Origin of the sequence: Chitinophaga sancti (assembly GCF_034424315.1) — a bacterium.
Taxonomy (GTDB): domain Bacteria; phylum Bacteroidota; class Bacteroidia; order Chitinophagales; family Chitinophagaceae; genus Chitinophaga; species Chitinophaga sancti.
In genome coordinates, this window is record NZ_CP139972.1 from 4,803,785 (window position 1) to 4,817,635 (window position 13,851).

Consider the following 13,851-nt stretch of genomic DNA (forward strand, 5'->3'; position numbering starts at 1 on the left):
AACATTAAACAGACACCCCCATACTCAAGCGCTCAATCAGATCCTTCTGTAAAAATCCGTTTGCAGGCAGTCTGCCACCCAAATTATCAGGAATAGGTCCGGCAATATAGACCTTCGCTCCATCCGCTACCTGGCAGAGCCGCTGGCAAAATTCAATAAAATCCTGTTCCGGAAGTGGATTCGTCAGATTTGTAACGATAAAACTAAAACTGCACGTATGCGTAAGCCGTTCAAGGCTCTCATGTGGAACAGACTGCCCCAGGTAAATTGTTTTATACCCCCGGGCTCTCAATACGTAATTATAAAACAATAAGCTGATTTCATGAAGTTCATTTTCCGGAAGAAATAACAATACTGTTCCCAACGCAGGATCTGGCACCCGGCTGATACGCTCAGTGGCCACTATAATCTTATTTCTGATCAGGTTAGATATGAAGTGTTCCTGGGCTGGACTGATCGTACCTATCTGCCACATAATACCAATCCGGTGAAAGAAAGGAAAAATAAACCGGATAATAGCGTTCTCAAACCCCTCCGCCATCAATATTTCCAGGAAAGCCTTGTTAAACAACTGCTCATCCAGGTCAATTAAGCTCAACAGCAAACTGTCACCATACAAATCCGGATGATTTTTAATGGATAACCCCGCTATTTTCTGCGCGATCTCGTCATCCGTCATCTGGCTTATATGTGAAATCTTAAAACCATGCTGCGTTAACATGCTGATATTCAGCAACCTTCTTAAATCCTCGTTGGAATAATACCGGATATTGGTGTCCGTACGCCCTGGTTGCACAATGCCATACCTCTTCTCCCATATCCTAATCGTATGAGCCTTAATACCAGATAAATTTTCAAGGTCCTTAATCGAATACATTTCAGCTGCCATTACCTTCTCTTTTTACCAGGAAATATTTTTTCAAAAGCACTACCCTTGGTAGCCATGCAAAAATAATTTTTTTGTTTAAAGTTCTTTTTAAAACCTTAAACATTATATTTGTTTAAGAATTTCATAAAAAGATCAAACAAAATGAGCCAAAATGTACTGGTCATCGGTGCCGGATTTGCCGGTTTATCTGCTGCTATCACGCTGGCCAGGCAAGGCCATCATGTAACAGTAGTAGAAAAACATGCTACCCCGGGAGGCAGGGCCAGGGCATTCTCTGAGAAAGGCTTCACATTTGACATGGGCCCCAGTTGGTATTGGATGCCGGAAGTAGCCGCTGACTTCTTCAAACGCAATGACCGTTGTATCGAAGACTACTTTTCCCTCATCAGGCTAGACCCATCCTACCAGGTTATTTTCGGCAAGGATGATTCCATTCTCCTGCCGGCTGCCTTCAGCGAAATATGCCAGTTATTCGACAGTATAGAAAGTGGAAGCGGCGAAAAACTCAGGCAATTTATGGCGGAAGCGGAGTATAAATACAAGACCGCTATGAAGACCTACATCAGCAAACCCGGTCTCCGCATTGGTGAGTTGTGCAATGTAGAGGTACTCCAGTCTTTCCTTAAAATGGATATGCTGCAGTCATTCCGTCATCATGTCAAACATTACTTCAAAGATGAACGCCTGCTGCGTATCATTGAATTTCCGATTCTCTTCCTGGGTGCTACTGCCGACAAAATTCCAGCCATGTACAGCATGATGAACTATGCAGACATGCAACTCGGCACCTGGTACCCCAAAGGAGGAATGGCACAGTTGGCCTGGGCTTTTAATAAACTGGCCACGGAGTCAGGTGTCAAACTGTGCCTGAATACAGAAGTGGAAAAACTGGAAGTAGTAAAGGATAAAGTACTGGGTGCATATACCAGCAAAGGTTTTTTCAGCGCGGATGTTGTCGTTTCCGGTGCCGATTATCATCATACTGACAGGCAATTGTTACCAGCGGATAAAAGTAATTACTCAGCAGCTTATTGGGATAAGCGCACAATGGCTCCTTCCTGCCTGATCTATTATATTGGTGTCAATCGTAAAATACCCCGACTGCAGCATCATAACCTGTTTTTCGAACACGATTTGCAGCAACATGCAGCAAGCATTTACACCAAGCCATCATGGCCCACGCATCCGCTATTCTACCTGTGCTGTCCCTCCAAAACCGATGCTACCGTAGCTCCTGCAGGAATGGAAAATCTTTTCTACCTGATCCCTACAGCACCCGGTCTGGAAGATACACCAGCAATAAGAGAGCAATACCTGAAACAGGTTTTAGCTGAAACAGCAGCATATTGCAATGATAAATTTGAACAGGACATCATCTATTGCAGGTCATACGCATATAGCGATTTCATCAGCGATTACCATGCATATAAAGGTAACGCATATGGGTTAGCCAATACTTTAGGACAAACGGCTTTTCTAAAACCATCTATCCGTCATAAGAAAATCAAGAATCTATTTTTCACCGGTCAGCTCACTGTTCCCGGCCCGGGAGTACCGCCTGCAATTCTTTCAGGAGAAATGGTAGCCAATTACATTTCAAGTCTAAAATTCGGCAAACATGAAGTTACTATTTGATAAGTTAAGCGCACAATGTAGTAAATTAACAACAGAGGAATACAGCACTTCGTTCTCACTTGGCATCAGGCTGCTGAATAAAAAATTTCATGCGCCCATTTATGCCATTTATGGATTCGTTCGTTTTGCAGATGAGATAGTCGACTCTTTTCATGATTATGATAAAGCAGCCCTGCTGCGGCATTTCAGAGAAGAAACCTACAGGGCTATCAAAGACCGGATCAGTTTAAATCCTATCTTAAATAGTTTTCAGCAAGTCTTTCATGATTATAATATAGAACAGGAGTTGGTGGACACATTTCTTGATAGTATGGAAATGGACCTCCACCAGCATTTTTATACCCGCAGTATTTATGAGCAATACATACTGGGTAGCGCAGAAGTAGTGGGACTGATGTGCCTGAAGGTTTTTACGGAAAACAATCATGACCTGTATTGCCATTTGCGTGCTGCCGCCATGAAACTGGGAGCAGCCTTTCAAAAGGTGAACTTCCTGCGCGATGTAAAGGCTGACAGCCAGGAACTGGGCAGGCATTATTTCCCCCTGGTCAACCTGAATGATTTTACCAACAAGGATAAATCAGCCATTGAATCTGAAATCGCCAATGATTTCAGAGAAGCACTGCCAGGCATCATGCAACTGCCACTCAGCTCCCGGAAAGGCGTGTACCTTGCCTATACCTATTACCAGGTATTGTTCAAAAAAATCAAAAGCCTGCCAGCGCAACGAATTATGACAGAACGCATCAGGGTGCCTAATACCCATAAAATCGGCATCATGTTACAAACCTTGTTCTTTCCATCAAACCTTATTCAGCAATGAACCACTACCTGATTTTACTATGCACATTGCTGGCCGGTTTTGCCGGGATGGAAGGAATCGCATGGCTTACACATAAATACATCATGCATGGACCGCTCTGGAACCTGCATAGAGATCATCATCGTAAAGATGAAGGGCAGTTCCTGGAAAAAAATGACTTCTTCTTCCTGATCTTTGCCATACCCGGAATCGCATTATTCCTGCTGGGCACCATCTATAAAAGCTTTCCTGTTATAGGACTGGCATCAGGTATTACCCTGTATGGTTTTACTTATTTTATGGTACATGACGTATTCGTGCATCAGCGTTTTAAATGGTTCAGGCATAGCAATCATCCTTATTTAAGAGCACTGAGAAGAGCACATAAAATACATCATAAACACCTGGGAAAAGAACAAGGAGAATGCTTTGGTATGCTGTTTTTCCCGGGTAAATATTTCAGAGAAGTTTCAAACAAGCATAAAAATGAAGTTCACGTACCTGGCGATAGATATTAGCGCGATCATAGTACCATTGATCGCTTCTTTTCATCCCAGGATCAGGTATTATCAACAGTGGGGTATGGCATTCACTTCATTACTGATATCCGGCCTGTTATTCATAATATGGGATATCTATTTTACACACGCCGGTGTATGGGGCTTTAACCAGGATTACCTGCTGGGGATGCAATTGTTCAATTTACCGGTGGAAGAGATCTTATTTTTCCTGTGTATTCCTTATGCCTGCATGTTTTCCTACCATTGCCTCCTGACCCTATGGCCACATGCCTCCGTACCCAGACAGGCAGCGAATTATATATCCTGGCTGCTCATCAGTGGTGGATTAATAACTGCCATCGCCTTTTACAATAACAGTTACACCTGCGCCACATTTCTACTCCTGGTATTATTCATCTTATATGTTCGTAAAAAAAGTTGGACAGGGCAATTTTACCTTTGCTATGGTATCATGTTACTACCATTTGTAATCATCAACGGCATATTGACGGGTAGCTGGATTGCAGCGCCTATTGTTTGGTATAACAGTAATGAAATAATCGGGCTACGTTTACTGACTATTCCGATCGAAGATGTTTTCTACGGCTTAATACTCATCGGTTCACAGGTCGCCTTATATGAAGGTTTTCAAAAAAACAGGAGAATAGCTCCTTTAACACCAATCTGAAATCTTGTTTGCAATCTGCTTCGGTGTTAATACATGTATTGATCCTATCGTATATCAAAAAATGAAATATTTTTAGAAGACACGACAGTTGTTCCTTACTTACAAATTTGTATTAAATTGGAAATGTTACGGTGGTTCATCTCTCCAATGTCAAGTTAATACCGGAATGATACTTAAGAAAATAACTCCAAAACCAGAACTGGCAAAGTTGATCGACAACTTCTGGGTATTTGAAAACGATGCTGGTTTGCCAACGGAAGATAGCAGGATCATTGTGCCGAATGGCAAGGCTAAATTCATATATACCTATTTAAATGGACTCTCTACAATAGATGGTGGTATTCAAACTGATCACCGGGAACATGACATTTTTTTCATTGGCATCTGGGATAAACCTGTTACACTTGTTTCGGGAAGCAAGATAACTGGTACGATTGGTATTGAGCTTACGCCAAATGGTTTGCATCGTTTTACACAATTCTCAGCATTGGAAATCGTAAACAAGATTTACAGTTTTATCGATATTTACGGGGCAGCTGGCAGGCAGTTGCAGGAAAGACTGGCCAATACCGGAAAACTGGAGGATAAAATTGACGTGTTTCAGAATTTTCTTATCAGGATTACGAATATGGTAAACAGGAATAACCTGTTGGTCGATCATTCCGTTCAGTTAATAAAAAACACATCGGGCTTATTGACCATAAACCAGCTCGTGGATAAAATGGGGTACTCAAAGCGTTACCTGGATATGCTTTTTAAAGAGCACCTGGGTATTTCTCCTAAAACTTATGCCTGCCTTGTCCGGTTCCAGCTGTTTTATACGCTTTGGGCTAATACTGATGCAAAAAATTTCTACCAGGAAAACATTTACGACGTGTACTACGATCAGGCCCATTTCATTAAGGAATTTAAAAGATATACGGGTTATTCGCCTCGCAACTATGCACAATTAAAAAATGAGTTCGGAAAGCTCTTTTATAAAAAGTAGGCACTTCCCTTTTTTACAATAATTGTCTGGCAGGTTGCTATAGCTTTGTAGAACAATCGAATCATTTTCCTATTTAAAATTAGTCCAATGACAACACAACAAATAGCAACCCGTTTTAATGAACTGGCGCAGGCAGGCATGTTCGACGAAATTCTCCATGAACTATTTAGCAGCGATGCGAAAAGTATTGAACCAGCCAATGCACCTTTTCCAAGTGTGCAAGGACTGGATAATATTATAGCAAAAGGAAAGCAGTTTCATGATATGATCGAAGAGATGCATGGATCATATACAAATCCAGCTATTGTCGCCGGCTCATTCTTTGCCTGCACCATGGGGATGGATGTTTCATTAAAAGGAATGGGCAGGCATAAATTTGATGAAGTGGCGGTATATGAAGTTAAAGATGGCAAGATTATTTCCGAGCAATTTTTCTTTTAAGATTTGTCAGGAGGAATCTCCTGACAAATAAATAAGAATCAACGCTATATTTTATACCTGGACATAACATTGGCCGGAGGATGAGCAATCTCATTCGCCATAAACTGCATATAAGGCTTCGCATGCCTGAAAAAACGCTTATACCCTGCACACAGGTAATTCAAGCCATGTTCATTATCTGCAGTTGTTAAAAACCTGTTCTTTGGGCATTCTCCCCTGCAATACTTTTGTACCTCACAGGTCTTACATTGCATCGGTAAACTATTATATTTATCCCGGCCAAATTGCTGTTGTTCCGGCAACTGGGCCATTGTCCTGAGTGAGGTCTGGTGAATATTACCCAGTTGATACCTTTTTTACCCACTCATTGAAAACAGTGATCATGAATTGGCCAAACTTCCCCTGCATATACGCAGGGATACTGACACCTGCCAGCGAAAGGACTGTAGGAGCAAAATCCGCGGCATTGACCAGATCATCATTAGTCGTTGCAGCTCTTTCAGCATGTGGCAACCGTATAATGAAAGGAATATGTGTACCCCGTTCCAGGATCTCTCTTTTCATCCAGGGTAGTGATCCACCATGATCACTGTAGAAGAAGATGATCGTATTATCATATAAACCATCCTTTTTAAGCATATTGATCAGGGAGCCTACCTGCTGATCCATTATTTCAATATTGGTCAGCAACCGGACAATATCATGCCTTATTACCTTTGTGTCCGGGTAATAAGGTGGCACCTTCACGTTTTCAGGAAGTACCAACAGGCTGTCTTTACATAAGAATATCTGCGATTCATGCGTGATGAAAAAGTTAAACACAGAAAAGAAGGGTTTGTCTCCAGGCCGGGTACGATAGGAAGCCGCAGGGCCATTCTCATCCCAAACCGTTACCGGTGCTTCGAACTGGTAATCCTGTTTTCATTATTGGTACAATAATATCCGGCCATCCGCAGGTATTCCTGGAAACACTTTACATAATCAGGTATCACAGCGGAATAAGGTGTGATCAACGAATCTTTCTTAGCACCAGAACCACCCGGAAGTGTTCTCATATGTTGTGCACCGATCGATGTCTGGTACATTCCTGTTACAATAGCTGCCCTGCTGGGTGCACAAACACCTGCAGTTGTAAACACATTGGTATATCGGATACCCTCTTTTGCCAGTTGATCTATATTGGGAGTCTTTACTACTTTATCGCCATAGGTAGCCCGCTCAATTAGTACTTCCTTAGAAATCTCAATGAAATCAATATTGGTGCTGGTGCTTCGCCCTCGCCAGGTATTGCTTCTTGCGGGCTATAAGGAACTGTGTTGAATGATCTTTTATTTAGATTTGTATCAAATCCACCGATTCCCTGAACAATAAGTGGTTCAATTATAATAATCAATCCAGGACAGCCTCAGTTTGGCTGATGATTTAGCCATTAACCCGGAATCAGTAACTTTAATTAATGGTCTATCAATAAACAGATCTTTTTTCTCCTATGACCAAAGAACAAACCTTATTTATTTCTGAAGATTACACTGAGTTTTTTTACTGGGTGAAGAAAAGAACAGAAGCATTTTGGAACAAAGGTAATTCCCCGAGCCGTCCTGAGGGGTTTACCTGTCCCGCATGGGCGGAGGGTGCTAAGTGGATTGGAATGACCGATGACCAGATCGATTCCATCGAAGCAAAGTATAGCATCAATTTTACACCGGAACATAGAGCTTTCTTACGCATCCTGCATACAACAGATAGGAAAGAGGTAGATGAGTATGAAGAAGACGGGAAAACAATAACTCATCAAAGATCATTTTTTTACAATTGGATAGAAGAGGAGGAAGAACTTGTTTCCAGATTGTCCTGGCCTTATCGTACCATATTTGATGATGTATCGTCATCCAGCGGGGTATGGTTAAAGTCCTGGGGGCCCAGACCATCGTCTGTAGAAGAGAAGGAGCGCATCTTTGCCGACTGGTATGCGAAGGCACCGAAATTACTCCCGATCAGGTCACACAGGTTTGTAGTTAGTGGGGATGATCTTCATGATCGTCCTGTATTATCTGTTTGGGGGTCTGATACAATTGTGTATGGATGGGATCTCAGATTATATTTGTTAAATGAGATCCCCGGGCACCTGGATCTCATAATTCCGGAGTTTGATGAAGAAGATCAATGTTATTATAGTAAGTATAGAAATGAATTAAAGGAGATATTGGATCTTGAAAGGTTAAAGTTACCGGCCAGGGATATTCCCTATTGGAAGGAATTAATACTATACTGGAGTTCAGGATGGTCAGGTTTTGGATTAAGGTCACCTGGTGATAACGGCGGAAAAACGCTCCTGGCTATCATGCCTACATTCGTGCCAGAGGGCCAGGAAGCTACTCAGAAGACATTCAGAACGCATGAGTAAATGCGTTGCTAATTATGGGTAAAACAAAAACCCCCAATCTTTCGCATTGAAGGCTTACATTTTAGCGCCTACAAGGGGGCAATATTCAAACCACTTTATGGAAAAGCTATCTAAATTTCAAGTCCCTATTAGAACTCATTTCATAAACAGGTATTTTAAATTGATAATCAATACCTAAATGGTAATTACGAAATGAGTTCTAGTAAAATTTATCCATCTTTACTGCTGGAAGCTATTTAAATTTCGACGTCGCTCAATACCCATTAAAAGCAAACAGCAATTATAATGAAAAAGCATCTCTTCCTCGCCCTGCTCTCGTTATCACTTATACCTGTTCCAAAAGATACGATCATAGGCATCGACCATATTCCTGTGGTAGTTAATAACCTTGACAGCGCCACCAATTTCTATAAAAAATTAGGATTCTCTATTAAGCCCGGCAGGTTCCATCAAAACGGTATCCGCAATCAACACATCAAATTTCCAAATGGTACAGAAATTGAACTCATTACAGCACCCCAACCCCTGGATCCACTGACAACCGAATATTACAATTCTTTAAAAGAAGGAGAAGGGCCCGTTTATTTTGGACTCTTTGCCACTAATCCCGAGGAACTAACCAAACAAGTTGACACCAACATTTTACACCCACTCTTTTTCGGTTCCAGAAATCACTCTCCAACCGACAAACCCGAACATTTCGCCCACAGCAACACAGCCTACACCCTCAGTAGTATCTGGCTGGCCACAGATCACATTCCCAGCTACCTTCAGCTTTTTAAAAAGCTCGGAATAAAAATCAAACAGAAAAAAATGTTCTCAGGAATAATTGCGCAAATAGCAATCTTGAAAGAGGGCGAAGTTATTTTATTACCGGCATCCCAACAGTTAATCCCGCATCACCAGGTAATAGGGGCCACTGTAAAGGTTAAAGATCTGAAAAAATTGAAGACGATCTTACAACTGTCAGGTATCAATGGCAGTGAAAGCAAGAACAGTGTATTAATATCTCCGGCACTTACACATGGCATCTATCTTGAATTTAGACAATAGAAAAGGGGAGGCTTTTTAATAAATGTGCTGTCTTAGGATCATGCCACGAAAACGGTTACAGTCAGCGTTATCCAGGAGATGATACTTTCCGGCTTCCATACCGGCCTTTACCGGAACGATATATTGCTTCTATTTCCTCGCATAGTGCCTTGTTATCTATTGAAAGCTTTGATGGTCTCCTTGTTAACCTGGCATAATGGCCGCTGCGGCTCGCTTCAAATACAGTACACATCTTCCCGACGAGGAACCGTGTATAAGACAAAGAGCCTTATATAACGGTGTTTAAAGATCATTTAAAGGGCACTAAAATAGTATCTCAATATCCAATCGATATTCTGGTGATCTTACAATAATATTTTAGTACTCATTTAATGTTAAAGAAGGACCATATCTCACCAGAAAAAGCTAACATTGTATTGTAACCTCAAAATTGTTTGTTATGGCCATAGTAAAAGACAGTTTACTATTAGATAAAGTCCGGGGTGTACTCGGCAATGAGTTCGTGATATACGAACGAAATGGTCAGATCATCATCGCTAAAAAGCGTGGTCCTTCGAAGGGGAAGCCTACCACAAAGCAGTTAGAAGCCAGGTATAAGATGAAAGTGGCAGTAGCTTATGCCAAAGCGATCATTATGGATCCTGAAATAAAGGCGTATTATAAGTCCCTGGCTGGCCCTGGGCAGAATGCTTTTAATATGGCGGTCAGAGATGCTTATCAGTCCCCAGAGATCCAGGATATTCAATTCGAAGCAGAGACCGTGGTTGTGACAGCGAAGAATGAATTCAGGGTAGCGGAGGTGAATGTAAGAGTGGAGGATGCCCAGGGTGTTATCCTGGAGCGGGGAAAGGCCATTTTAAGCCGAAATGGCGTAAGTTGGTCTTATAAGGTAAGCACAGTATCACAAGGTGGAAAACTGGTGATAGTGGCGGTAGATTTGCCTGGGAATGAAACCGTGCGGGAGCTGAAGATGGGATAAAGACATACTTTACGGGAAAATGACCTTGTCATAAACACGTTCCCTCATTCATCTATTGAAAACCTTATTCTTACTGCGGTGATATCACCGCGGCAGTGATCATTTTGTATCGATGGCTCCGCGTTCACTAAGGTACCTATCATGACCAATTGCTATAACCGGGAAGACTACACTGCTACAAAATTATTTCAAGCGGATGAATCTATTGATTCATTCCGGTAATGATCATATCTCAGACAACTTAATTCGTTGTATGAAAGCAAAGAAAATTACGGTTCGCAGTACATTTTACTACAACGTTTGCCTGTTAAGTTCTATCAACAATAATAACTATTAGCGTCAGTTTCAAGTTTTTCACAATACCCGAAAAGGCTCCAAATCTTTCGACGTGAAGGCTTAAAGCTTGCATTATCCATTTTCCTATTATATCTTCGCTTATGATTCCCAGGGTTATCTTTTATCCCTACAACACTCTTAAAAAATATTAAACTCCAAAACCTTGACGATATACTTAGTATCTATAAGGTTATCTTCGTTAGTATAAGTACATTCTCCTTTATCAATTATTGGAATCATGTTAGCTACCATCCCAAGATCTACACACAAAAACTTTGCATAAAATTTCTTATACCTAAGATAGCCGGTACCATCATATACCGCAGTAGCTAAAGCTGTTTCATCATTGAGCACGGTTAAATCATGTAGTTGTTTGTACAATTCTATTACCGACTGCTTATCTGATATCAATTGAGTATAAAGAGTTATTTTTTGCCGATTATAATGGTCCAGGTAATAATACAGACCTTTACGGTACAATTGTTCCAAATTATGCTTTAACAAAGTTGAATCGTAATTTATTATAGCTTGGCTTTCTAAATTATCTAATCGGTTCAAACATTTTAGAGGTGCATCTATTTCACATAAGAAAAGCCCCTCAACAGTATCTACCATTTTTAAATCGGCTAACGGATCACCATTTAATTGACCAAAAGCAAGTTGTGCTATGACCTGCATTATAAAAAACAATGAAATGAACTTTATAATCATGATAGTATTTATCTTATTTAATTGAATTCAGAGGAGGTAACTTATATTCGTCTCCCGTTTTGCCAGCTGATCTTTTTAAAAAATAATCATTAAGCAATAGTTTTGTATTTTCTGGTGTGGGCATTATTAAACCAGGTTCATTACTTTCTAATGTTCTGGTCTCCGGATAATAAGCGAATGCATTTCCACTACCGTCGGTAAAGGGTTTATGATTCAATCTTATCATATTATGAAGTCCAACCTCATGAGCAAGCATTGCCTCAACACCATATCCAAAAGGCGAGTACATGGAAAAAATATCATTAACCACCACCTTATCTTGTTCAAAACCAGTTCCAGAGGTTGCCCAGGTCGCAGCAAGGTTGGAGAATTGTATACTTTATATGCCGGGTTAGTTGATGAATACACTTCACTGTATTCAAGATCAAGTTTGTCATATAACTTCTCATTTGCTAATTTATCAAATCTCACATGAACATCATATTTAACATTTAAAGCAAAACCAACTCCCTGTAACGTGAGTGCTAAAAAGTTGCATGAACTATTCACAACAATATTGAGCGAAATAACCCTTGCTGAGAAATACATCGACGTTTTCCAGCTTCAGTTAAGGAAACTATAGAAAACAATTAATGTATCAAGGGAGGAAAACGGTAAACAATATAAAACAAGATTAACCGAATTAGAACAGAAAATTGAAAATCTGGAAGAGCGGTTTATAGAAGAGAAAATAAATGAGGAGCTGTATGAGAAATTTGTTCAAAAATTTAACCTGAAGAATACCCTCCATTTTATGACACTGTGCAGAAACTAAATCCTTGTTTATTCATTGTCAAATTGGCTTTATCCAGATCAATTTGACACTTAGAGCCAAAGTGAGTATCAAATTGGCTCTAAGTGTCAAATTTTGTGTATTTAAAGCCAAATTGGTAGTTATGGGTAGAATTATTGGTAGGGAAAAAGAATTGAAGGTGCTTGAAGATGTGAAATTTTCTAACAAATCACAATTTGTTGCTGTATATGGCCGGCGAAGGGTTGGTAAAAAATTTTTAATTAGAGAGGCTTTTCAGCAGGATTTTACATTTTACCTTACAGGGGTCGCCCATATAAACCTGCAACAAAATTTGTCTAACTTTCATAGAGCATTACAAAGGTTCAACTCTAATCTATCTACTCCCATTCCGGAAAATTGGTTTGAAGCCTTTGCACAACTGGAAGAACTATTATCCCAAAACAATAAGCAAAAAAAAGTAGTATTTCTGGATGAACTGCCCTGGTTGGATACTGCACAATCTGGGTTTCTTCCCGCACTCGACTATTTCTGGAATTTATTTGCCAGTGCAAGAAATGATGTTATCCTTATTGTATGTGGATCTGCTGCTTCATGGATGATCAATACACTGATTCATAATAAAGGAGGACTCCATAATAGAGTAACACACAGAATACGCCTTGAACCCTTTACCTTAAGGGAATGTGAAACCTTCTTTCAGAGTCGTGGTGGAGTATTTAGCAGATATCAGTTAATTCAATTGTATATGGTGATGGGAGGTGTCCTGTTTTATCTTGATCATGTAGATATTGGCATGAGTGCTACTCTGAATATAAACCGATTGTGTTTTCAGCGGGATGGGCTATTGAAAGAAGAATTTACGGATTTATACACCTCTTTATTCAATAAGGCTGAAAAACACCTTTCAGTAATTGAAACATTAAGCACAAAAGCTAAGGGATTAACACGTTCTGAAATTATTAATAATACAGGGCTGGCTAATGCGGGAAGTACAACAAAAATATTAAACGAATTGGAGGAGAGTGGATTTATAAGGAGGTATACCTCCTTTGGTAAAAAAGAGAAACATAGCCTTTATCAGCTAAGTGATTTTTATTCCTTATTTTATATCAAATTCATACGGGGAAGTCATGCACTGAATGAGAACGAATGGATTAATGGACTTAATACTCCACAGCAGAGAACATGGAGTGGCTATGCATTTGAGCAGGTTTGTTTTGCACATCTGTCGGAAATTAAACATGCTCTTGGCATCAGTGGCGTGCAAACAAGTTGTTCATCATGGATAAATACGGATAACGGGAAAAAGCACCAGATAGATTTGATAATAGACAGAAAGGATGATGTGATAAACGTTTGTGAAATGAAGTTCTCTATTACTTCTTTTACCATAGATAAGAAATATGGGGAAGTATTATCATCTAAAATAGACACTTTTCGAACCGCGACACATACCAATAAATCTATTTTTTTAACTATGATCACTACTTATGGTATAGTAAAAAACGTTTATTCTAATGGCATAGTTCAGAATAGTTTAACGATGGATGATCTTTTTGTATAAATAAATTTTTTGTCAAGAAATAAGTTACATAAGTTTTATCATTTATAATACTCCCGGTTATGCGGAAT

Annotated in this window: 16 protein-coding genes; 10 read left to right on the forward strand and 6 right to left on the reverse strand. The window is 40.0% G+C overall.

Features of this window, described 5'->3' with window-relative positions; genetic code table 11:
- Positions 1-4: 4 nt before the first annotated feature.
- Positions 5-889 carry a MerR family transcriptional regulator gene (locus tag U0033_RS18485; protein ID WP_072364440.1) on the reverse strand — a complete coding sequence of 295 codons (885 nt, stop codon included), beginning with the start codon at positions 887-889 and terminating at the stop codon, positions 5-7.
- Between the two features lie 141 nt (positions 890-1,030).
- On the opposite strand from U0033_RS18485, the gene U0033_RS18490 reads away from it, so the two are divergent.
- From U0033_RS18490 to U0033_RS18515, 6 genes are all read left to right on the forward strand, one after another.
- The gene (locus tag U0033_RS18490; protein ID WP_072364442.1) at positions 1,031-2,524 is read left to right on the forward strand and encodes a phytoene desaturase family protein; all 1,494 of its coding nucleotides are present in this window, start codon (positions 1,031-1,033) and stop codon (positions 2,522-2,524) included.
- Positions 2,508-3,347 carry a phytoene/squalene synthase family protein gene (locus U0033_RS18495; RefSeq protein WP_072364444.1) on the forward strand — a complete coding sequence of 280 codons (840 nt, stop codon included), beginning with the start codon at positions 2,508-2,510 and terminating at the stop codon, positions 3,345-3,347. The genes U0033_RS18490 and U0033_RS18495 overlap by 17 nt, the downstream gene beginning before the upstream one ends.
- The gene (locus U0033_RS18500; protein ID WP_072364446.1) at positions 3,344-3,844 is read left to right on the forward strand and encodes a sterol desaturase family protein; all 501 of its coding nucleotides are present in this window, start codon (positions 3,344-3,346) and stop codon (positions 3,842-3,844) included. The genes U0033_RS18495 and U0033_RS18500 overlap by 4 nt, the downstream gene beginning before the upstream one ends.
- Positions 3,813-4,514 (forward strand): lycopene cyclase domain-containing protein, encoded by a 702-nt coding sequence (locus tag U0033_RS18505; RefSeq protein ID WP_072364448.1) that lies wholly within the window; start codon positions 3,813-3,815, stop codon positions 4,512-4,514. Before U0033_RS18500 ends, U0033_RS18505 begins: the two co-directional genes overlap by 32 nt.
- A 166-nt stretch (positions 4,515-4,680) precedes the next feature.
- Positions 4,681-5,502 (forward strand): helix-turn-helix domain-containing protein, encoded by an 822-nt coding sequence (locus U0033_RS18510; RefSeq protein WP_072364450.1) that lies wholly within the window; start codon positions 4,681-4,683, stop codon positions 5,500-5,502.
- Between the two features lie 87 nt (positions 5,503-5,589).
- On the forward strand, positions 5,590-5,943 hold the full coding sequence (locus U0033_RS18515; RefSeq protein WP_072364451.1) for a nuclear transport factor 2 family protein: 354 nt from the start codon (positions 5,590-5,592) through the stop codon (positions 5,941-5,943).
- Between the two features lie 44 nt (positions 5,944-5,987).
- Here the strand turns inward: U0033_RS18515 and U0033_RS18520 are convergent, their stop codons facing one another.
- The 3 genes from U0033_RS18520 to U0033_RS18530 form a co-directional block, all read right to left on the reverse strand.
- Positions 5,988-6,254 carry an SPASM domain-containing protein gene (locus U0033_RS18520; RefSeq protein ID WP_072364452.1) on the reverse strand — a complete coding sequence of 89 codons (267 nt, stop codon included), beginning with the start codon at positions 6,252-6,254 and terminating at the stop codon, positions 5,988-5,990.
- A 25-nt stretch (positions 6,255-6,279) separates the two neighbouring features.
- Positions 6,280-6,765 carry a sulfatase-like hydrolase/transferase gene (locus tag U0033_RS18525; RefSeq protein ID WP_072364453.1) on the reverse strand — a complete coding sequence of 162 codons (486 nt, stop codon included), beginning with the start codon at positions 6,763-6,765 and terminating at the stop codon, positions 6,280-6,282.
- Positions 6,766-6,833: 68 nt separating this feature from the next.
- Positions 6,834-7,199: a sulfatase-like hydrolase/transferase gene (locus U0033_RS18530; protein WP_218164095.1), complete on the reverse strand. Its 366-nt coding sequence runs from the start codon at positions 7,197-7,199 to the stop codon at positions 6,834-6,836.
- A 233-nt stretch (positions 7,200-7,432) separates the two neighbouring features.
- Here U0033_RS18530 and U0033_RS18535 point away from each other — a divergent pair, with 233 nt between their 5' ends.
- The 3 genes from U0033_RS18535 to U0033_RS18545 all read left to right on the forward strand — a co-directional run bounded on the left by U0033_RS18535 (position 7,433) and on the right by U0033_RS18545 (position 10,379).
- The gene (locus tag U0033_RS18535) at positions 7,433-8,347 is read left to right on the forward strand and encodes a hypothetical protein (protein ID WP_072364456.1); all 915 of its coding nucleotides are present in this window, start codon (positions 7,433-7,435) and stop codon (positions 8,345-8,347) included.
- A gap of 285 nt (positions 8,348-8,632) precedes the next feature.
- The gene (locus U0033_RS18540; protein ID WP_072364458.1) at positions 8,633-9,400 is read left to right on the forward strand and encodes a VOC family protein; all 768 of its coding nucleotides are present in this window, start codon (positions 8,633-8,635) and stop codon (positions 9,398-9,400) included.
- A 439-nt stretch (positions 9,401-9,839) separates the two neighbouring features.
- A complete protein-coding gene (locus U0033_RS18545) occupies positions 9,840-10,379 on the forward strand; it encodes a hypothetical protein (protein ID WP_072364460.1) in 540 nt (179 codons plus the stop codon).
- 474 nt (positions 10,380-10,853) lie between these two features.
- On the opposite strand, the gene U0033_RS18550 is transcribed toward U0033_RS18545, so the two are convergent.
- Both U0033_RS18550 and U0033_RS18555 read right to left on the reverse strand, forming a co-directional pair.
- Positions 10,854-11,426, reverse strand: a complete 573-nt coding sequence (locus tag U0033_RS18550) for a hypothetical protein (protein WP_143150896.1) — start codon at positions 11,424-11,426, stop codon at positions 10,854-10,856.
- A gap of 13 nt (positions 11,427-11,439) precedes the next feature.
- Entirely contained in the window at positions 11,440-11,715 is a 276-nt protein-coding gene (locus tag U0033_RS18555) for a hypothetical protein (protein WP_072364464.1), read from the reverse strand.
- Between the two features lie 646 nt (positions 11,716-12,361).
- Here U0033_RS18555 and U0033_RS18560 point away from each other — a divergent pair.
- Positions 12,362-13,783: an AAA family ATPase gene (locus U0033_RS18560; RefSeq protein WP_072364482.1), complete on the forward strand. Its 1,422-nt coding sequence runs from the start codon at positions 12,362-12,364 to the stop codon at positions 13,781-13,783.
- Positions 13,784-13,851: the final 68 nt, after the last annotated feature.

Coding starts and splice junctions, on each gene's coding strand:
- U0033_RS18485 (WP_072364440.1), bottom strand. CDS start 889: ATGGCAGCTGAAATGTATTCGATTAAGGACCTTGAAAATTTATCTGGT.
- U0033_RS18490 (WP_072364442.1), top strand. CDS start 1,031: ATGAGCCAAAATGTACTGGTCATCGGTGCCGGATTTGCCGGTTTATCT.
- U0033_RS18495 (WP_072364444.1), top strand. CDS start 2,508: ATGAAGTTACTATTTGATAAGTTAAGCGCACAATGTAGTAAATTAACA.
- U0033_RS18500 (WP_072364446.1), top strand. CDS start 3,344: ATGAACCACTACCTGATTTTACTATGCACATTGCTGGCCGGTTTTGCC.
- U0033_RS18505 (WP_072364448.1), top strand. CDS start 3,813: ATGAAGTTCACGTACCTGGCGATAGATATTAGCGCGATCATAGTACCA.
- U0033_RS18510 (WP_072364450.1), top strand. CDS start 4,681: ATGATACTTAAGAAAATAACTCCAAAACCAGAACTGGCAAAGTTGATC.
- U0033_RS18515 (WP_072364451.1), top strand. CDS start 5,590: ATGACAACACAACAAATAGCAACCCGTTTTAATGAACTGGCGCAGGCA.
- U0033_RS18520 (WP_072364452.1), bottom strand. CDS start 6,254: ATGGCCCAGTTGCCGGAACAACAGCAATTTGGCCGGGATAAATATAAT.
- U0033_RS18535 (WP_072364456.1), top strand. CDS start 7,433: ATGACCAAAGAACAAACCTTATTTATTTCTGAAGATTACACTGAGTTT.
- U0033_RS18540 (WP_072364458.1), top strand. CDS start 8,633: ATGAAAAAGCATCTCTTCCTCGCCCTGCTCTCGTTATCACTTATACCT.
- U0033_RS18545 (WP_072364460.1), top strand. CDS start 9,840: ATGGCCATAGTAAAAGACAGTTTACTATTAGATAAAGTCCGGGGTGTA.
- U0033_RS18550 (WP_143150896.1), bottom strand. CDS start 11,426: ATGATTATAAAGTTCATTTCATTGTTTTTTATAATGCAGGTCATAGCA.
- U0033_RS18555 (WP_072364464.1), bottom strand. CDS start 11,715: ATGTACTCGCCTTTTGGATATGGTGTTGAGGCAATGCTTGCTCATGAG.
- U0033_RS18560 (WP_072364482.1), top strand. CDS start 12,362: ATGGGTAGAATTATTGGTAGGGAAAAAGAATTGAAGGTGCTTGAAGAT.